This is a genomic window from Chitinophaga sp. (assembly GCF_036569185.1).
In the GTDB taxonomy this organism is placed as follows: Bacteria; Bacteroidota; Bacteroidia; order Chitinophagales; family Chitinophagaceae; genus Chitinophaga.
In genome coordinates this window covers 1-19,659 of sequence record NZ_DATCRD010000318.1, presented here as the reverse complement: position 1 = coordinate 19,659, position 19,659 = coordinate 1, and the positions used below count along the sequence as shown (strand labels likewise).

Genomic DNA, 19,659 nt, shown 5'->3' with positions numbered 1-19,659 from the left:
CTGAAGACCCGATCCACGATTATTTGAAAACCTTTTATGAACAATGTAATAAGCAACCAAAATCTAATGTAACAATCTGATAACATTACCTTCTGTTAAATCAATAACAACATTTTTAGTTTTACGGCCTGATTTGCTTTTTGGGATCTGCCATTAATTTATTTTAAACACCACTTAACGAATGCTTATGCCACAGGCTTAGCGTAGCTCGTCATTTAATCAACAGCAACGACCAATTATCACTAATTAAACAAACAAATCACTTAAAGATTGCTTTATGAACAAAATCTATTATTGTAGGTTTTCATTACGGTTTCCTGTGAAACTGCTGGCTGCGATCCCATGCTGGATAGTATGCCTGTGCTTCGCCTGTTTGCCGGCGCTGGCGCAGGACAAATTCAGGGTACAGGGCAGGATTACGGACGACAAAAATCAGCCCCTCCCGGGTGTAAGTATTTCTGAAGTTGGAACGCGCAACGGCGTGGTGTCGGATGTGGAGGGAAATTACCGTTTGGAGGTTGCCAGTGGCAACAGTACCCTGCATATTGCATTTGTAGGATACGAAAGCAAGGAGGTAAATATAAATGGAGCACAACGCCTCAACCTATCTTTACAGGCGCAGCTCAAACAGTTGAATGATGTGGTGATCACCGGTTACGGTAAAACCAGCAAAAAGAATGTGATCGGGGCTATCAGCTCCGTTAGCCAGGGAGAATTTACACAGGGGATAATTGCATCCCCGTCGATGTTACTTCAGGGCAAAGTGCCTGGTTTAACGATCACGAAAAGTGGTAACCCCAACCAGAACCCCAGTGTGATACTGAGAGGACCATCTACCTTACGCAGCGGCGCTCAGGAGCCGTTTTATGTGATCGATGGAGTACCCGGTGCACCTATCGACATGGTAGCCCCGGATGATATAGCCAGCATCGACGTTCTCAAGGATGGGGCTTCCACCGCTATTTATGGGGCCAGGGCCGCCAATGGCGTAATTATGGTAACCACCCGACGCCCTAAAGCGGATCAGTTGCGTATTGCCTATAATGCTTATGCGGGCCTTGAAAAAGTATCTAAAAGACTGGAGGTGCTTACCGGCGATGAGTTACGCAAATACCTGGCTGATAATGGCCAGGCGCTTGCCGCGGTAAACAACAATGTATATCCGGGTACTAATACCCCGGTAAATACCGACTGGCAGGATGAGGTGCAGCGCGATGCCGTTTCCCATAATCATAACCTGTCGCTCATGGGTGGTTCAAAAAGTACCACCTATGGTTTTAGTGTTAACTACCTCGACAACCCCGGTATCATCGAGGGCTCATCGCTGAAGAGAATGGGGATCCGCGCCAACATTGATCAGCGGGCTTTTAACGACCGGCTGCGACTGGGAGTGAATATTTTCAATTCATCCACCACACAAAACAATGTGCCTGATGCGGTGTTGTCGAATATGCTTAACTACCTGCCTACCGTATTGGTAAAACAGCCCGACGGAAGTTATACAGAAGATTATGCGGGTACTGTCCGGGGCAGTAATAATCCCGTATCGCTCATTGACAATAACAGCGATGAAACAAAGATCAACAAGTTCCTGGGTAATGGCCTTGCTGAAGTAAAAATACTTCCCGGTCTTACCTATACGCTGAGCCTTTCCACCCAGCGCGAACAGGTAACGAGAAATGTGTATTATAACAGTTTGTCCGTGCTGGCAAAAGGGCTCAATGGTAAAGCTACCCGCCTGGCCTGGACAAACACCCGTAACATTATTGAGTCTTATTTTAACTACGATAAAACAGTAGGTAAGCATAATTTCAAGGTATTGGCCGGTTACTCCTGGCAGGAAGACCATAACGGCGACGGCTTTGGCGTAACCACACAGGGATTTGGCAGCGATGCGCTTTCCTGGAATAATCTTAGTCTCAGTAACCCGCCTCCCGGCACCGTGGTATTTGATAACTCCGCCACCAGCACGCTTACCACCCTGCGCCTGATTTCTTATTATGGAAGGATCAATTACCAGTATGCCGATAAATACTATTTACAGGCTTCACTGCGTAATGACGGTTCATCTGCCTTTGGTAAGAACAACCGCTGGGGTTACTTTCCTGCAGTATCGGCAGGATGGCGTATCAGCCAGGAACCATTTATGAAAAAGAACGACTTCTTTGATGACCTGAAGCTGAGGGTGAGCTATGGCGTGTCCGGCAACTCGCTGGGCTTTGATCCGTTGGCGGCGCAACTGCAATACAGCAACACGGGCCGTTATTATGATAATGGTAACCTGATCAATGCCATTGCTCCCGTACAGAATCCTAACCCCGACCTGAAATGGGAACGTACCGCTATGTTCAACGCCGGTATCGACTTTGCCATCTTTAAAGGACGGCTGAGCGGTGCGGTGGATTACTATGATAAACAAACGTCGGACCTTATCTGGAACTACCCGGTATCTACCACTCAATACATTACCACCACCTTGCTGGCAAACGTTGGGAAAGTAAGTAACAAGGGCGTGGAAGTAGTGCTGAACGCCGAACCGGTGAGCAATAAGAATTTCTCGTGGAAAACTTCCGTCAACGTATCACATAATACCAACAGCATCAGCGCACTTTCCAGCGGAAGGTTTACATTAAAAGACATTCCAACCGCCATCCTGGGTGGTAAAGGCCAGTCGGGTAACTGGAGCCAGAAAATACTGGAAGGGCAACCCATTGGTACATTTACCCTGTTCCATTACCTGGGGAAAGATAAAGATGGCGTGTCTACCTATCAGAAGGCCGATGGTACGGTTACTACCTCTCCCAGTATCGGCGACCTGATGCAGGCAGGTAATGCACAACCCAGCATCACTTATGGATGGAGCAATACCTTCACCTATAAGGGATTTGACCTGAATCTTTTTATCCGCGGGGTATCCGGCAATAAAATACTCAATGCCACCACCGCAGCGCTGAATACGCCAACAGATGCGAAGATGACCAACATCCTGAAATTTACAACAGGAGAGTCGTATAACGACAAAAACTCTTTCCTGATCTCCGACAGGTTCCTGGAAAATGGTTCTTACCTGCGTTTGGATAACCTGACACTGGGGTATACTTTCAGGATCAGGAGTAATTACATCAGTAAACTACGTATATACGGCAACGTTAACAATGTATTTACTATCACAGATTATACGGGTATAGACCCTGAGATTGATCTTGGTGGCCTTACACCGGGCATTGACGCCAGGAACTATTATCCTAAAACCCGGTCATTCATCTTTGGTCTGAATGCCATTTTCTAATTCATCTGACGGTTTAAAAATAAAGATATGAGCTATAAAAAAATCATTGGCATTTTCCTGCTTGCCGCGATGGCATTTACCGCCTGCAGCAAGCTGGATGTAGATGTAGAATCGAAATATACGCCTTCCAACTTTCCCTCCAACAACGCTTCCTATGCCGCGGCTATCGGAGCGGTGTATTCACAGCTGGCCAATACCAAATCAGGCGATGCCACCTACTGGATGAATGGCACCGGTTATAGTTACGGAGTGGATTACTGGATGTTACAGGAATTTTCTACCGACGAGGCCATTATCCCGGCCCGTGATGGTAACTACGATGATGGTGGAAAATACCGTTTTATGCACCTGCATACATGGGGCAGCAGTCATCCATATGTGATCAGTTCCTGGCAGTGGGGCTTTGGCGGCATCAATATTGCCAACAACGCCATCAACCTGGTAAACAGTTTACCGGCAGGGGATTATAAAACGACTTCTCTTGCGGAACTGAAGGCGATGCGTTCGCTCTTCTACTTTTTTATGATGGACCTGTACGGTAACATTCCCGTATTGGATACCTTCCCGGTAAACACGCTCCCGGCTACAAAACCGCGTAAGGAAGTATTTGCCTTCATTGAGAACACATTGAAATCTGCTTTGCCGGGGCTTACTACCAAAGTTGACGGCAGCACCTACGGGCGCGCTACCAAATGGCTGGCCTTTGCGTTGCTGGAAAAAATGTATCTCAATGCTGAGTATTATACCGGCACGCCGCGTTATACTGATGCAGTGGCCATGGCCGATAGTATCCTCCTGAACGCGCCTTATTCACTGGATGCGGATTACGCATCGATCTTTAAACCGGATAATGGCCCGCAGATCAAGGAAACCATTTTCGCCATCCCTTATGATGCCAATCTCATTCCGGGTTGCCATTTTACCCGTTTCTGCCTGCATCCTTTCCTGAAGGAGCGTTTTGACCTGCCGGCGGCATTTGGCCCCAGCGTGGCGCTGAGCACTATTCCCGATTTCTATGCTTACTTTAACCAGCCGAACGATGTGCGTAACAATACCTGGTTATCCGGTAAGCAGTATAACAAAGACGGCACCCCCAACATTGTTCATACCACCACCAAAACCCTGGATGCGTCTTCTCCCGGCGCTGATGCACCGACCGACTGGTGGGTGGAAATTTCACCTGCCTTAACGCTGAAAGCCGGTGGAGAAGCCAAGCTTGATGTAGGCAACGATTTGAGGGGCCAACTGAAAGGCGTGCGTTCCATTAAGTATTATCCTGATAAAAACGTGAATACAGCCACCCGTTTCCAGAACACGGATCTTCCGGTATTGCGCCTGGCAGATGTGATCATGATGAAAGCAGAGGCCATTCTCCGTGGCGCCGCGCCTACAGTAGTAAAGGGAGAGCTGCAAACCGCCGATGTGCTGGTGAACAAGATCCGCAGCCGTGCAGGTACCACCCCATTGGTGGGCACCACATTGCCTATGATCCTGGATGAGCGGGCCCGTGAATTTGCCTGGGAAGCCTGGAGAAGAAATGACCTGATCCGCTTTGGTAAATTTGAAGGCAAGTGGGGATTCAAACCGGCTGATAACGATGTGTTCCGCCGCGTGTTCCCTATTCCGGCAATAGAGCTGGCACTGAACCCGAACCTGGTGCCTAATCCGGGCTACTAAAAGATTCTTCTGAAAAAAAATAAATGATATAACAACCGCATTGACCGAAGGGGCGATGCGGTTGTTTATCTCAATAAAAATTATAAAGGAGAGTTGTTAAAAAAAACAAGTGTAAGTAACAATTAATTGTTACATTCAATTATCCTAAAAATATCTCTTTATGTTATGGACTTTACTCATTGGCGGCATTGCAGGTTGGCTTGCCGGTAAATTAATGCGTGGCGACGGATTTGGAGTGCTCATAGATATCCTGGTCGGTGTTGTTGGTGGTTGGCTGGGAGGCTGGTTATTCGGCAAACTGGGCATCCATATGGGAAACGGTTTTATTGGTTCCCTTATAGTAGCATTGGTAGGATCAGTGATCCTTATCTGGCTGGTGCGTCTTATAAAGGGAAAGTGATTGCTTCCCGAAAACTATTCGCCACTGGTTTTGTCAATACGTTTCCATTCTGCGTCTTTGCCGGAATTGTTATAGGTAACCAGCAACATACTACCATCGGCCTGTTTCAGTAATTCAAATTTTATAGGAGTTTCTTTCGTATAAAAATAGTTCTCCCTTAGCGCATATAGCCTGACGTCCGGAAGACCGGCTTTGGGGCAGCGTACGTACAGATCACTGCCTTTCATGGTAAAGATCATTTGCCATTCTTCGTTGTGTTTATAAGTGCCGGTATATTGCCGGAGTATCTTCTCAGATAACTGAATATCCTCTTGTAAAGGCTTACCCATAGCAAGCCTGGCTATATCGTTTGTTGCCATCACCCATTCACGGTCGGTCTTATAGCAGTTAAACAGGGTGATGACGCGGATGTCCTTTTCCGGGATATAAACAAAGTCCGTTTGGTATCCATCCGTTGAGCCGCTGTGCTCAATGGAGGTCATGCTATCCAGGCCAGATATGAACCATCCATAACCGTATTCCGATAAGCGCCCATCTTTTAAAGTAAATCGGCTGGTTGCCTTTTTCAGCAGCTCTTTGCTGATCAGTTTTCCATCAAACAGCGCCTGGTGCCAATGTAATAAATCCATGGCGTCGGACAGCAGTCCGCCAGCCGAATAGATAGAAGTGATCTCCTCTAACGCAGCATTTTCTATTTTACCGTTAAGCCTGGAATAGCCGGTGGCCAATTGTGATCGCCGGTTTGAAACCTGCCCGTAGCAGGAATGCGGCATGCCAACTACATTAAAAATGCGTTGCCGGATGAAATCAGGGTAAGTTAACCCGCTCACCTTTTCAATAATATACCCCAACAGGTAGTAATTGGAATTGCTGTACCGGTATTGTGTGCCGGGTTCAAATTCCAGTGGCTCGTCTTCAAAATAGGAGATGCCTTCGCGGGGGGTATAGTGTTCTCTTTCTTTTGCGGGATTTTTTATTTCGAAGTAATTTTTTATCCCGGATGTATTCGTGAGCAGGTGCTCTATTGTTACCGGGTAGGCTTTGATCGGGAAATCGGGTATATATTGCTGGATAGTATCATCCAGGCTGATCTTATTTTCTTCTACCAGCATCAGGATAGCGGTGGCAGTAAATGGTTTGGTGAGTGAGCCTATCCGGAATACAGCATCCTTCGTCATTTTTGTATTCTTTTCTACATTGTTTTTACCGATCGCCTCGTAATATAATATTTCTTTCCCCCGGGCTACAAGTACCACGGCTCCGGGCGCAATCGTAAAAAGACGGGTGTTTACAAATTTACTGATCCTGTTTTCCGGTTTTTCGGAAAGCGCCGACTGGCCAAAACCGGATACCATGCCCAGGCATGTAAAAGAGATCAATAACAAAAACAAAGATTTTACCATGTAATTAATTTGCCGGTGAATGTAGGACGAAACCAGTAATGGAAGCGGTAGAATGGGGCCATTACACCTCTCAAAAACCGGATTTGAGCATAAATCAGGTCATTGAGTATACTTCCCGAAGGGAAATTCAGTGTATTGTGGTACATTTCTGACAGGGGTCATTAGCTCAGCAATCCGGCCGCTAACCTTTTTGTTAGTGTAGTGGTATTTTTCTGTTGTTTAATAATGAGTTACTTTTCACCTGAAATTAGATGTATGAAGAAGATAGGATTTTTATCATTCGGGCATTGGTCTAACCATCCTGCCTATAAAACCCGTACCGCAAGCGATACGTTGCTGCAGTCTATTGACCTGGCTGTTGCTGCAGAGGAAATCGGTTTAGACGGCGCCTATTTCCGGGTGCATCATTTTGCAGCCCAGCTGGCGTCGCCATTCCCTTTACTTTCGGCTATCGGCGCCAGAACAAAAAAAATAGAAATTGGAACGGGGGTAATTGATATGCGTTACGAAAATCCCCTGTATATGGTGGAAGACGCCGGGGCGGCCGACCTGATTTCGGAGGGGCGGTTACAGTTGGGAATCAGCAGAGGGTCGCCGGAACAGGTAATTGATGGCTGGAAATATTTTGGATATGAGCCGGCGGAAGGAGAAACCGACGCAGATATGGGTCGCCGTAAAGCGCTGGAATTCCTGGATAAGTTAAAAGGGGTGGGGTTTGCCCGGCCCAACCCGTACCCAATGTTTCCGAACCCACCGGGCCTGCTGCGCCTGGAGCCACATTCGGAAGGTTTGCGGGAACGTATCTGGTGGGGAGCCGCCTCCAATGCCACGGCTGTTTGGGCGGCCGAAAATGGAATGTACCTTCAAAGCTCTACGTTGAAACAGGATGAAAGTGGCAAGCCTTTCCATGTGCAACAGGCCGAGCAGATCAGGTTGTACAAGGAAGCATGGAAAAAAGCAGGGCACCAACGGGAGCCAAGGGTGTCGGTAAGCCGGTCTATTTTTGCACTGGTAACCGACCAGGATCGCTATTTCTTTGGCCAGGAATCCGACCGGACCGATAAGATCGGGACGATTGAACCGGGCAAACGTGCCATTTTCGGAAGAAGCTATGCGGCGGAACCCGATCAGCTCATAAAAGAACTGGCGCAGGATGAAGCTATCAGGGAAGCGGATACCATACTGCTGACAATACCCAATACATTAGGCGTTGACTACAATGTGCATGTGCTCTCTTCTATTTTAGCGCATGTTGCACCTGGATTGGGGTGGCGTTAATGCAGGATATTCGCTGAGAAGCTGGGAGGTCCGCGGTATTGTACTGCATCACCCGGATGTGGAAAAACATGGCTTTCAATACTTCGATTTCCAGTTTGATAATAAAGATATCATCGCGGTATTGAGAACTGTTTTTGACGATGAAGAGAGTGAAGCGGATAATCAACATAATGCCAATTACCTTACATTTCACCGGATCAGGAACTTCAGGAATTATGAAACCCCTGCAGAATGGCGGAAGCTATTGCCATGAACAGGCAGTAACTTATACCTGATATACGCAGCTATATCTGTAAGGGCTTCCTTGCCCTGGTCTATGACGCCTCCCATCTGCACGAAGCCATGTATCATTTTCGGGTAAAGCTTTTCCGTTACCTGCACATTCGCATGGCGAAGCTTTTCGGCGTAGGCCATTCCTTCATCACGCAGCGGGTCGTATTCTGCGGTGATGATAAATGTATCGGGCATACCCGATAGATCATCGTTGCATATAGGCGCCGCTTTGCTCCTGTCTTCCGTATAATACTCCCACAACTCAATACCTTTCTTTAAAGTTAAAACAGGACCTTCTGCAAATGCCTGCCAGGAAGGCGTATCAAACGTGTAGCTGGTGAGAGGATATATAAGTACCTGGCATACCAGTTGCTTCAACTTTCCTGCTACAATGGTAGCCAGCGTACCACCGGCACTGTCTCCTGCTACTGCTATGCGTTGTTTGTCTATGTCCAGTGTTGCTGCATGTTGCATGATCCATACAGTAGCCTCCACACAATCATTCAAACCATTGGGAAACGGGTATTCAGGCGCCAGCCGGTAATCTACCGAAATGATCACCACTCCTGATAAATTGGCCAGTTGCCGCAGGGGGCGGTCGTGCGAATCAAGACTGCCTTTGAAGAAACCTCCGCCATGAAAAAAGATTAATGCCGGTAATGCTTTTTTATCACCGGGCCTGTAAATCCTGATATTAATTGCCCGGCCGTTAAGCGCAATGACTTTGTTTTCAACTGCAAATACTGCTTCCTCTTCCCCTGCAAGGGGCGCCAGCTCTTCATAAGACGCTCTTGAAGCCAGCAGCTTGTTTTCAATGTGGGTAGCTTTAACAGACGCCATGTAAGTCAATGCGTCCTGTACCTGTGGTAAGATGTCCATTTTGTTATTTTTTGAAAACAAATTTCCATCGAAGCGCGATATAAGTAAAATAGCTTATTTTATGAGCGGTCATAAAAATAATTATAACTTTATTGCATGGTTAATCTGGAATGGTACCGGACATTTAAAGCCGTTTATCAAACAGGATCGTTAACAGCTGCTTCGAAGATCCTGTTTATATCACAGCCTAATGTGAGTCAGCATCTTTCTTTACTGGAAGCCCATGTTGGTAAGCCGTTATTTGAACGGAAACCAAAACTTGTGCCTACCGATTACGGTAAATTATTTTATACACAGGTTGTGGAGCCATTGGAAAAGCTGGAGAAAGTGGAATCGGGCTTTAATGCCGCAGGTCTGAAAAAACAGCCTTCCATTGTGCGGTTAGGTGTTGTACAGGAGTATTTCCAGGCTGTATTAGCGGAGAAAATAAGTACCATTGATACAAGCCTTGTTTTCTCTTTCGGGCGTACCAGAGAGCTGCTGGGAAAGTTGCAGAGAGGGGCGCTGGATTTCGTGGTAGCTACAAAGCTGGCCGATTACAGGCATCTTGTTTTTGAGCCTGTCCGCCAGGAGCATTTTATTATTGCAGGCAGCAAAGCCATTGATACTACGGAGTTTGATAATAGCCTCAGGGAGGAAGACTGGCAAAGCGCGGAAGCCTGGTTGGTGTCGCAATCCTGGTTTGCATATACCACAGACCTTGCCATCATTCGCAGATTCTGGAAAAAGAACTTCTTCAAACATCCGGTTATAAAACCATACTGCGTAGTACCGGATATGAACCTTATTTTAAAATCACTTAAATACACTAATGCCTTAACAATAGCCGCAGATTACCTGCTGAATGATGATTTGAAAATTATCTGGCATGGCAGGGTAGCTACTGAAAACATGCTGTACCTGGCTTATGATGAAACGAAGATGACATCGGAGCAGGTGGAGATGATGAAGCGGTTTTGTCAATAGGCTGATTTCTCCCTTGCCCCAAACCGGTAACTCACTCCTCCCATAAACACCCGGCCAGGTTGGGCCGGCATCAGATAATCGGTATAATTACCGATATTATCTATGGATAGTTTAAGCAGTAATTTTTCCTTTAGCAATGGTTTTTGAATAGAGAGATATAATAGCGTATATCCTTTTACAAAGATGTCGTAGTGATCGATGTACCCATTATTATCGATATCAAGGAAACCATACCTGCTGCGATAGCTGGCACGCAGGGAAGTGTGCAGCGCCCAGGGACGGAAAGTGTAATATACCTGCATAGTGGCCATATGCCTGCTCCTGTTGGGCAGGCCAAAGTAATCACGGGAACTGGCGGTACGGATGCCATGATCGGAACGTACTTTACTGTAGGCGCCTGTGCCGTTACGGATACTGTCTTCCACATCCTTGCTTTTGGCAACCAGGTACTGGTAACCGCCGGTTATCTTTAATCCCGGCAGCGGGCTCAGTTCCAGCGATGCTTCCAGCCCTGTGGTATAAGCCTTCCCGAGATTGAGATAAGAAAACAGCTGCTGCCCGTTCCGCATAATGCCTACCTGTTCTGTATTGATGAGGTGACGGATATTGTTATAGAAACCATTCACGGAAAACGTATAGCCTTCACAGATAGTGAAGCGGCTGCCCAGGTTCCATGATACCGATGTTTCTGCTTCCAGTGCTTTCATGGAAGCTGCATTGCTCCATACGGATTGCACCAGGCCTGCTTTCTTCAGGTCTTCCACAGCAGTGTTGAAAATATTGGCGCCCACCACGGTGTAACCCTGTGTAATGTTGGTGAATACCTGGTACGACTGTGCGTAAGTTGGCGCTTTAAATCCCTGTCCTACCGAGCCTTTTAGCTGCCACCATTTGAATGGGGTGTATTCCACACCGGCAGTGGGGTTTAACCTCCCTCCATAAAGACTGTTACCATCGTAACGCAAGCCTGCTATCAGTACGTATTTGCGGTTGGAGTTGAAGTTAGCCTGCATATACCCGAAGTAGTTCTGCTGATCCGGGGCGCCGGTCACTGTGTTGTTGCGCATATGCAGCAGTTCCCCGCCAATGCCGCTGGTGATGCCCAGGCGGTCCTCATACAATAGCCTGCTGCCCTGTACTTCCAGGCGCTGGATCTGTTGGGAGAACCTGTTTTCCTGCAGTAGCTTCCCGGTTTCTATGATCTGCACATCCTGGTTGGTACCATAATGGGTGAAATAATACCTGGTGAGTAATCGCGTATATTCGTTCAGGTTAGTACGTAAAGATAATGCCGCGTTGATATCTGTTTCATCCAGTTGATCGCGGAAGGGTTGTGTACCATAAGAGCGCGTCATGGTGGAATGTCGGCTGGCCGCTCTGGCGCTCAGCTGCAGGGTGTTACGGTTATCCAACTGCCAGGATGCACGGGTCTGACCACTGAAGCTGTGATAAGGCGGAGCCGTTTGTCCATCTTTCAGGTACCCGGTATTTACATTAAATCCATCTGTCCGGTAGTAATCTGCCGACAAGTGAATGGAGCCTTTTTTATGTGCGAAAGGCGTTTCCGCAAGCGCGCTGATATCAGCGGTGTTATAAGTGCCGTATAGGGCAGACAGTACGGCCTCCGGTTTGTGCACATGCTGCCGGGTGATGATGTTGATCACACCGCCTAATGCTTCACTGCCGTAAAGACTGCTGGAGGCGCCTTTAATGATCTCTATGCGCTCAATATGCTGTACACTGATACGGCTAATGTCGAAGTTTTCGTTGAAACGCCCCGAGAGCGGCAGGCCGTTGAGCAGTACCAGTACATAGGCCGAGCTGAAGCCCTGCATCTGGATACCAATGCTCCGGTTACCAGCCCCGAGGTCGCTTACAACGGCCATTCCGGCCTGTTCACGCAACACTTCATCCAGGCGCCTGCTACCCATGCGCTGAATGGTTTTGGCGTCTATTACAAGGGTAGGGGCCGCAACTTTTTTTATATCAATAAGGTCATCCGTTTTTTTATAGTAGTGGGAGTGCACATCAACGCCATTCAATTGTTGCACCTTTTGCAAACCTGTTGTGTCGGCAACAGTTGCAGCAGCATAAGTATTTCCTGTGAGCAGCAGGAATGCGGGAAGAATGAATCTGGTACACATTTGTTCTCTGGCGCTTTTAAGATCCCGCAAGATGCGGTATTCTGCACGTCATAGATGGAGAAAGTATTACCCGTTGCGGAAAGCGCCCTTCCTGCCTGTGAATCCCGGAGGGAAAAAAAGTTACCATAAACGGAAAAAGTGGATTGTCAGATATCGTATGACAAAGGGTCTTCCCGTATTCGTAAAAGAAGTTCCTCTTTGCGCAAATACTTTGAATGATCAATACTTTAATATTGCCTTGTTCTTGTATTCTGAAATTAATAACAGTACCATTGTCTGCAGCAGCAAACACCCATCACCAACTATTCAATGCCTGCCCGTTCAACATTCTCGGGGAGGAAACGCTCAGGCAGCGGAAACGTGCGCTCAGTCAACACGGACATATTGGTACCATCCAGGAAATGTATAGCCCAGATGGTATTACTCTGGGTTATTACAGCCTGAAATCGGAGAAAGGCGGCAGCGTCGTTTTCAGTAATCAGCAGCCATTTCTTCAGTTGAGCTATACGCTCAGCGGCAGTAAAAGTTATTATGTAAACAGCGGTAAAACAGAACTGGCCAGTATGGGCCGGCAGCAATACAATTATCTTTTCTTTCCTGAACAGGAGATCCAGCTCAGCTGGCAACCACAGGAGCCGCTGGAAATATTTGAACTGGGCGTAAGCCCGGGACTGTTACTCAACTTTATGCCGGAAGAACATCCCTTGTTTGATGTTTTCCAGAAAAGCGTACAGGATAATACGCCCGTTCCACTCAGTAAAAACAATCTTCCCTTGCAGGCCAACATCAGCACCATTCTTTTCGATATGCTGAATTGCCCGCTGGAAGGACGTTATATGCAGCTGTTTATAAAAGCCAAGACCATAGAGCTGCTGGCCATACAGCTTACGCATTATGAGCAGATGGCAGGCGTTTCCGCAAAAGATATTTCTCCCCGGAAATTAAAGAAAGAGGATATAGACAGGATGTACCTGGCAAGGGATATCATCACAAAGAATATTAACAGCCCATGCACGTTGATCGACCTTTCCCACCAGGTAGGCACCAATGATGCTTATCTGAAAAGCCATTTCAAACAGGTATTTGGTACTACCGTATACGGCTATCTGCAGAATATCAAAATGACACATGCCAGGGAGCTGCTGGCGGAAGGAAAGAGTGTGTCGGAAGTAGCCTATCTCTCGGGATATAAACATACCGCCCATTTCACCAGGGCATTCAAAAAGCATTTCGGGTTTTCACCGGGTATAATGAAAAGGTAAGCCGCACACCGACTTACCTTTTCTTTTTATTGCCATTTACCTGGCAACCCGGTATATCAGGTATAGCCAGAAAAGGCCTTTCAGAAGAAAGAAGATGAATCCCCAGAAGCCAAGGCGTTTCAGCCATTTGATCAATTGTTGTTTTCTGGATGCTGTTTCCATTATTCACTGATTATCTGGTAGATTTTAAAATCGCTGCGCATCGGCGCCGGTTTCCCTTCCGCCTTTGCTTTCGCCAGGTCTTCAAAGCCGCGCTTATGGCCGGCTATAAAGGCTTCTGATTTAGTCCAGTTTTTAAACGCCTGCTCATGTTCCCAGTAGCTGACGATGAGGTAATCATCTTCCGGTTTGGCAGGCCGTAATACATGCATGTTGATAAACCCCGGCATGGTGTCAATAGCATGCGCCCTGGAGGCAAACAGTTGCTCGAATCTTTCGGCATAATCGCTGTTACATTGTATGTAATTGATAGCTACAAAATGCTTGTTCATAGTCAGTTTATTTTTTTGATACACCAAAAGTAATATTGTCACTATTATGTCATGCGCCTAATTGGGAACATCATTTACCATATCGGGAAAATAACTGCGGAGGTGGTTTTTTCCTTTCGTGGTTGCTTTTTCTCCGGTCATGGTCACTGGTATTATTCACCTTTGCGCTATGCTGATGAAGAATTTTTTTTGGAAGATATTTGTACCATTTGCAGCTGCGTTGCTGATGGCTTCCTGTTCGGGCAAAGACAATGACGCTGTGCAACCGGCTGATGCCGCTGTTACTGTAAAGGATCTGGCTGCAGATACCGCCGCCTCCATGGGAAATGGCGTAGATGGAAAAGATAAGCGGCCTTTTTATACAGTTACCTTCAGTTTTAGAAACCAGCAAACGCATGTAATACGCACTGCAGCAGATTCTGCGAACTATCTGCTGAACGCTGACTGGGACATCGCCTTCTCCAAAGAGTATAACTCTTTTGTGGTGATCAATAATGGTAAGATAGCCGGAACGCCGGGTTATAAAGGACCTGGAGCAGGCGGGCTGGTAATTGTGGAACAGCCATTTGATAATGTTACCACCGCGCCTTCTGAAGAGGTGTTCGCGAGCCAGGGACTGGCAGGGGTGGGTTGGGATAATGGCAACGGCCTGGGATGGTTCTTCTATTCGCTGAATAATCATATATGCGTTCCAGTTAGAAACCGCACTTTCGTGCTGAAAACGGCAAACGGCAATTTTGCAAAACTGGAACTATTAAATATCTATAAAGGTAATCCACCGGTAGTGACAGACCTGTTCTGGCCGGCGCCTTATCTTACTTTCCGCTATTTCGTACAAACAGACGGTAGCCGGAATCTTAAAAACAGGTAAACATTCTCAGAAATTCCAATCATTATGATTTCGCATATTTCATGGCGGACAGCTATTGCTATGCTATTATCTGCCTGCTTCCTGGCGGCATGTTCCAAGGGCAGCAACAACGACACCGTAGATCCCGGGGGCACTGATCCCGGTGCTGTAAAAACCGGCGTTTACCGGGTAGTGAACCTGGTGGCTGATACTAATGCCACTTCCGGTGGCAATGCTGAGTCGCTCTATTACAGCCTGGAAGAAAATAAAGTGATCCCTGCTTCTTTGAAACAAACAAACAAATGGGATATCGTTTTCTATGGTATCTACAACAGCAGCATTTATCCCAATAACGGCGCCTCAGTTGGATCACCGGGATATGGAGGCCCGGGCAATGCCAGGCTGTATGTAGTCGCCGACCGCCAATTCGATGCACAGTATTATGATACCATCAACTTTAAGCCAAAAGTATTGCCCATTGCACGGGAGCTGTGGGCAATCGCCTTCCAATCCGTTAAAACAGTACCTGTTACAGACGGGCAGATGGGAATAAAGGATGCGGGACTGGATCACTTCCAGAATAATTTTGACGGCTGGGGATATTATGATTTCTACGGCAGTCTTTTTCCTGGTGATCCTAAGAAAGCACACGTAGTGTATGCCATGCCAAGAGTGATCGTGGTAAAAACCACCAGAGGTCATTACGCTAAGATCATCATCGAAAATATTTATAAAGACAATCCGCTGGATCCCGGCAGGGACAATAAGCCCGGATATGTCACTTTCCGTTACGCTATCCAGATGGATGGCAGCAAAAACCTGGACATTCAATAATCCCGAGATGAAGAAAATTTACTGCATACTATTGGCAGCTCTTTTTGTACTGCCGGCTTGTACCAAAACGGATATCATTCCATTTGCACCGGAAGCGGACAACCAGTTACTGGAATATAAAATTGTGAATGTGCAGGGAAGCCCTATTTATGGCGCTATCAGCCAGGCAGAGAGCTCCATTACCGCGTACCTGCCGTTTTACCTGCAGCTGTTAACTTTGGAACCGGAGATGAAAGTAAGCGAAGGCGCCACTGTTACCCCAGCCTCCGGTACCATGATAGAAGACCTGCTGGATCTTTTCCGTAAAGGGCGGGAGATAAAATATAATGTGAAGGGAAAAGACGGGAAGGTGAAAACCTATACGCTGCATATCCAGGTACAGCAACCGGATCTTACCCTGGAGGAGGTAAGCGCCGATCCCGCTAACCCGACCACCTATTCCCTTAACATGAATCTCGATTTTGATTCCTTCTCCTTTGGGCTGAACGGTACGGGGTTTGCATCCAACCTGGACCTGATCAAGGTGATGCTGGTAGACGAACAAAACAAAGAATACGGCCCGCTTAACATCAGTACATTCAATACCACCGATCTTACACGTTTAGACTTCACCGTTATACGGTATAAAGAGCAGTCGGATCCTATCCTGGCTATGCTGCCCGCAGAAGGGCTGTACAGGATCAGGGTGTATTCCTACGCAAAAGTGGCCACCACGAAAAATCCGATCCGTATTCATCTTCTCAATAAGAAATAATTAATCAACCACATGAATCATATTGTCAGGCTTATATATGTTGGAACACTCGCTACCGGCATGGCGCTGGTGACATCCTGTAAAAAGGAAACGGAATATGCCAGTTCTCCCTATAATAAAATAGAAAGCTTTGCTGTAACTGCCGGTGGCAGCGGCGTGATCAATGCAGCTGTAAACGGCGACAGTATCCTGGTTTACTGGCCTGCTTATGCAGCACTTCCCGCAACGGTATCGCCGGTAATCCGCGTTTCGGATCATGCCACCGTTACCCCGGCTTCCGGCGCTGCTGTAAGCCTGGCAACAGGTACAAAGTTTACCGTTACATCGCAAAGCGGCGCTGCCAGAAATTATTTCCTGAAGCTGGTGCTCAATCAACCCGGTATACAGTTTAACGAAAATGTTTCCTACGCAGTGCTCAAAGGCGGTACATTTTCCATCAACACCAACAGGGATGTAAAATACCTGGTGGAAGATGCAGCCAGTACAAAGGCATACCTGGTGAACACCGCCGGCAGGGAAGAAGCATTACGTGTAGCCTTCCAGGTTAGGAATAATATTCACTATGCAGATATAACTGTTCCTGAAAATATCAGCTTCAGCGAAGGGGCATATCAACTGAAGTTTACCAGCGGACAGGTGTCGGCTGTTACCACGGAAGCGCTGGTAGGCATCATTTACCCGGAAAGCAGGCGTCCTAAAGCGACTCCTTTAACCGCCCCTCTTACTATAAAACGGAACAGCACCATTACTTTTTCAGGGACCGGCTTTGTAGATATGAAAGATGCCCGGGTATACGGTTATAAGGCCGACTGGTCTGAGCGCGAGATCGGCACGTTTACCCTGGAAAACTTTACAGCAACATCAGCAACCTACAAGGTACCGGCCGATTTTCCCAAAGGAACTTATGAACTGGGCGGCTTCGACGATAAAGGCATGGGGATACAACTCCGCACCAGCGATTTCTTCTCCTTCTGGAGCTGGATGAATACGCGGAAAAATTACGTAGAAGTAACCGGCGCAGTCACCATCACCATTACCGACTAATCATAACTTATTATAGCAGTATTCCTTTTTTTTCATTATTAATTTAAACCCTATCGTAATGACCAGATTAACCAGAAACCTTTCAAAATTATCATGGGTGTTGTTGGGAACCGGTGCTATGTTCCTCGCATCCTGCTCTAAGAGCAACGATGTTGCCGCACCTGATCTTCAGTCGCTCGGCGGCCGGACACAGGCAGATGTGGTAGTGCCGGACGGCGGCAGCGTTGACATTACCAATAACAATGGCCAGGGTAAAGTATACCGCAACGGCAGTGTATACCGCGTTGAAAATTTCAAGCAGGTTTATTCAACCGAACCGGGACAACCAGCCAACGGTACTTTCTTCTGGCGTTTTTCAGATAATGATGCCGGAACCCCTGCCAGCTACAATATCAAATTTTCTGGTATCGCTACCGGCGATATTACTGCCGGCGGTACAGATGAGCTGCGTTTTGTGGACAAGGCATTTTCAAGCGTAGTGGCCGCCGACTGGACCACCGCAACAGTGCCTGTTGCCAACACAATTGGTATGAACACCGTAGTAGGCACCGGCATACCTCCGGCAGTATCAGCGCTCGCCAACGGCAAGGGCTGGTATATTTACAACTGGAGCGCAGGCCACACGGTTACACCTGTGAGCGGTCGTACGCTGTTATTCAAATCCGGTACTACCGTGGTAGCCTTTGAGATCATTTCTATCTACCAGAACCAGGTTACAGGTGGTGCCTTCCCGTATTATCATTTCCGTTATAAGACTTTGTAACAGTTAACCGGAATACCTGCTGTAATGCTTTCCTGATAAAAGCGGCTGCGAAAACAGCCGCTTTTTCTTTGAGCCAGCCTGGCAGCTCAATTGAATTTGTAAGCGCTCAGGAAAATGATCATCAGCAGAAAGCCAAACTGCAAAAGATGAAATGTCTGCAATTGGCCTTTTAAACTCAACAGCTGCTGCGCCAGGTCCGGGGCATCCCGGCTAACAATAACCCTTAGTTTTGCACTCATCCTGTTGCCATAAAAGATACTATTGAGGATCAGGAGCAGCACAAAAATCATTTTGATCCTGAACCACAACTGTTGAGTCCATACTCCATGCGTCAGGGCAATCATTCCTACCCCGGTGATAATAAGAAACCCTGCACCGATCCCCATCAGTCTTGGAAACTTTGCGGAGGCCGACAGGATGCCATCGGCCTGTTTTCTTTGATGGTTAAAGAGTTTCCAGAACATCCGGTAATTCATAAAGTCGATGAACGTAGTGCCTGCCATCAGGATAAGCGCCAGTAAATGTAACATCAGTAGAGCGGAAAGCATTGACATATTGCAAGTTTTAGTTGATGGATAAGTTATTTCGCTGTAATAATGATCGGGGAGATGGAAATTGGACAAAGAGAGGGTGCTTTTTTTAGGGATGGCTGCTGATTTTATATAAGTTTGGGTATGGAAAATTTATTGAGATATATTCATACACTCACCCCGTTTAGCCCGGAGAACTGGCAGGCGCTGGCGCCGGCATTAACAAAAGTAACATTGTGTAAGGATGAGTTCCTGTTAGAAACCGGCAAGGTATGTGATGCACTGTTTTTTATAAGTAGCGGGTACTGCAGGGCATTCCAGGATAAAGACGGTCATGATATCAACATCGCCTTCTTTTTTGAAAATGATATTGCCACCAATATCCACAGTTTTGCTACCGGGGAAAAGTCCGAATTTTCCATCCAGGCATCAGAGCCACTGAGTGCTGTGCGGTTCGACAAAAAGAAGCTGAGGGAAGTAGCGCTGCAGGATCCCGCTATAGAAACGCTGGGAAGGCAATGCCTTCAGCAGATCGCCATAAAACAGGAAAAGCATGCGGCCATGTTTAAGTTAATGAGCCCCCAGGAGCGTTATGAATTCCTGGAAACGCATGATCCGGCCTTGTTGCAGCGGGTATCACTTACGCAGCTGGCGTCTTATCTTGGCGTAGCCAGGGAAACATTAAGCCGCATCCGCAGCAGGAGGTAGGCGCCTGCTTTGTGACGATTGTCACGGGTTGAAACGGGTAGATCTGCCGATCTTTACAGTATCAGTTTTTTTAACCATTAAACAGCAGAGTATATGAATGCAACACAATCAACG

The 19,659-nt window shown here is 47.1% G+C and carries 19 protein-coding genes; 13 read left to right on the top strand and 6 right to left on the bottom strand.

All coding sequences use genetic code 11. The features are described 5' to 3' along the window. The first annotated feature begins 319 nt into the window (after positions 1–319). The 3 genes from VIM72_RS24480 to VIM72_RS24470 all read left to right on the top strand — a co-directional run bounded on the left by VIM72_RS24480 (position 320) and on the right by VIM72_RS24470 (position 5,366). Entirely contained in the window at positions 320–3,289 is a 2,970-nt protein-coding gene (locus VIM72_RS24480) for a TonB-dependent receptor (RefSeq protein ID WP_332005452.1), read from the top strand. Positions 3,290–3,316: 27 nt separating this feature from the next. Then, entirely contained in the window at positions 3,317–4,966 is a 1,650-nt protein-coding gene (locus VIM72_RS24475; protein WP_332005451.1) for a RagB/SusD family nutrient uptake outer membrane protein, read from the top strand. A gap of 160 nt (positions 4,967–5,126) precedes the next feature. Next, complete coding sequence (locus VIM72_RS24470; RefSeq protein WP_332005450.1) at positions 5,127–5,366, top strand: GlsB/YeaQ/YmgE family stress response membrane protein; 240 nt, start codon at positions 5,127–5,129, stop codon at positions 5,364–5,366. 14 nt (positions 5,367–5,380) lie between these two features. Here VIM72_RS24470 and VIM72_RS24465 read toward each other — a convergent pair whose 3' ends face one another. Further along, positions 5,381–6,751 carry a serine hydrolase domain-containing protein gene (locus tag VIM72_RS24465; RefSeq protein ID WP_332005449.1) on the bottom strand — a complete coding sequence of 457 codons (1,371 nt, stop codon included), beginning with the start codon at positions 6,749–6,751 and terminating at the stop codon, positions 5,381–5,383. Between the two features lie 273 nt (positions 6,752–7,024). Here VIM72_RS24465 and VIM72_RS24460 point away from each other — a divergent pair, with 273 nt between their 5' ends. Further along, positions 7,025–8,047: an LLM class flavin-dependent oxidoreductase gene (locus tag VIM72_RS24460; RefSeq protein WP_332005448.1), complete on the top strand. Its 1,023-nt coding sequence runs from the start codon at positions 7,025–7,027 to the stop codon at positions 8,045–8,047. Beyond that, the gene (locus VIM72_RS24455) at positions 8,019–8,300 is read left to right on the top strand and encodes a hypothetical protein (protein WP_332005447.1); all 282 of its coding nucleotides are present in this window, start codon (positions 8,019–8,021) and stop codon (positions 8,298–8,300) included. The genes VIM72_RS24460 and VIM72_RS24455 overlap by 29 nt, the downstream gene beginning before the upstream one ends. Here VIM72_RS24455 and VIM72_RS24450 read toward each other — a convergent pair. Continuing rightward, positions 8,261–9,199 carry an alpha/beta hydrolase gene (locus VIM72_RS24450; RefSeq protein WP_332005446.1) on the bottom strand — a complete coding sequence of 313 codons (939 nt, stop codon included), beginning with the start codon at positions 9,197–9,199 and terminating at the stop codon, positions 8,261–8,263. The two genes, VIM72_RS24455 and VIM72_RS24450, sit on opposite strands and share 40 nt — an antisense overlap. Before the next feature lie 96 nt (positions 9,200–9,295). Between VIM72_RS24450 and VIM72_RS24445 the strand changes: the two genes are divergently transcribed. Continuing rightward, complete coding sequence (locus VIM72_RS24445) at positions 9,296–10,165, top strand: LysR family transcriptional regulator (protein ID WP_332005445.1); 870 nt, start codon at positions 9,296–9,298, stop codon at positions 10,163–10,165. On the opposite strand, the gene VIM72_RS24440 is transcribed toward VIM72_RS24445, so the two are convergent. After that, the gene (locus tag VIM72_RS24440) at positions 10,159–12,309 is read right to left on the bottom strand and encodes a TonB-dependent receptor (RefSeq protein ID WP_332005444.1); all 2,151 of its coding nucleotides are present in this window, start codon (positions 12,307–12,309) and stop codon (positions 10,159–10,161) included. The two genes, VIM72_RS24445 and VIM72_RS24440, sit on opposite strands and share 7 nt — an antisense overlap. A 272-nt stretch (positions 12,310–12,581) precedes the next feature. Here VIM72_RS24440 and VIM72_RS24435 point away from each other — a divergent pair, with 272 nt between their 5' ends. Next, the gene (locus VIM72_RS24435) at positions 12,582–13,571 is read left to right on the top strand and encodes an AraC family transcriptional regulator (protein WP_332005443.1); all 990 of its coding nucleotides are present in this window, start codon (positions 12,582–12,584) and stop codon (positions 13,569–13,571) included. A 36-nt stretch (positions 13,572–13,607) separates the two neighbouring features. Here the strand turns inward: VIM72_RS24435 and VIM72_RS24430 are convergent, their stop codons facing one another. Beyond that, positions 13,608–13,733, bottom strand: a complete 126-nt coding sequence (locus VIM72_RS24430) for an alanyl-tRNA synthetase (protein WP_332005442.1) — start codon at positions 13,731–13,733, stop codon at positions 13,608–13,610. Beyond that, complete coding sequence (locus VIM72_RS24425; protein WP_332005441.1) at positions 13,733–14,062, bottom strand: antibiotic biosynthesis monooxygenase; 330 nt, start codon at positions 14,060–14,062, stop codon at positions 13,733–13,735. The genes VIM72_RS24430 and VIM72_RS24425 overlap by 1 nt, the downstream gene beginning before the upstream one ends. A 175-nt stretch (positions 14,063–14,237) precedes the next feature. Between VIM72_RS24425 and VIM72_RS24420 the strand changes: the two genes are divergently transcribed. Genes VIM72_RS24420 through VIM72_RS24400 form a run of 5 tightly spaced genes read left to right on the top strand, consistent with a single transcriptional unit; the run spans position 14,238 to position 18,307 of the window. After that, entirely contained in the window at positions 14,238–14,933 is a 696-nt protein-coding gene (locus VIM72_RS24420; protein ID WP_332005440.1) for an HmuY family protein, read from the top strand. A 24-nt stretch (positions 14,934–14,957) separates the two neighbouring features. Further along, on the top strand, positions 14,958–15,746 hold the full coding sequence (locus VIM72_RS24415) for an HmuY family protein (RefSeq protein ID WP_332005439.1): 789 nt from the start codon (positions 14,958–14,960) through the stop codon (positions 15,744–15,746). Positions 15,747–15,753: 7 nt separating this feature from the next. Continuing rightward, positions 15,754–16,500, top strand: a complete 747-nt coding sequence (locus tag VIM72_RS24410; RefSeq protein ID WP_332005438.1) for a hypothetical protein — start codon at positions 15,754–15,756, stop codon at positions 16,498–16,500. Between the two features lie 12 nt (positions 16,501–16,512). Further along, positions 16,513–17,544 (top strand): hypothetical protein, encoded by a 1,032-nt coding sequence (locus tag VIM72_RS24405; RefSeq protein WP_332005437.1) that lies wholly within the window; start codon positions 16,513–16,515, stop codon positions 17,542–17,544. Positions 17,545–17,602: 58 nt separating this feature from the next. Then, the gene (locus VIM72_RS24400) at positions 17,603–18,307 is read left to right on the top strand and encodes a hypothetical protein (protein ID WP_332005436.1); all 705 of its coding nucleotides are present in this window, start codon (positions 17,603–17,605) and stop codon (positions 18,305–18,307) included. Between the two features lie 86 nt (positions 18,308–18,393). On the opposite strand, the gene VIM72_RS24395 is transcribed toward VIM72_RS24400, so the two are convergent. Further along, entirely contained in the window at positions 18,394–18,861 is a 468-nt protein-coding gene (locus VIM72_RS24395; protein ID WP_332005435.1) for a hypothetical protein, read from the bottom strand. Between the two features lie 120 nt (positions 18,862–18,981). On the opposite strand from VIM72_RS24395, the gene VIM72_RS24390 reads away from it, so the two are divergent. Continuing rightward, a complete protein-coding gene (locus VIM72_RS24390) occupies positions 18,982–19,545 on the top strand; it encodes a Crp/Fnr family transcriptional regulator (RefSeq protein WP_332005434.1) in 564 nt (187 codons plus the stop codon). The last annotated feature ends 114 nt before the right edge of the window (positions 19,546–19,659 follow it).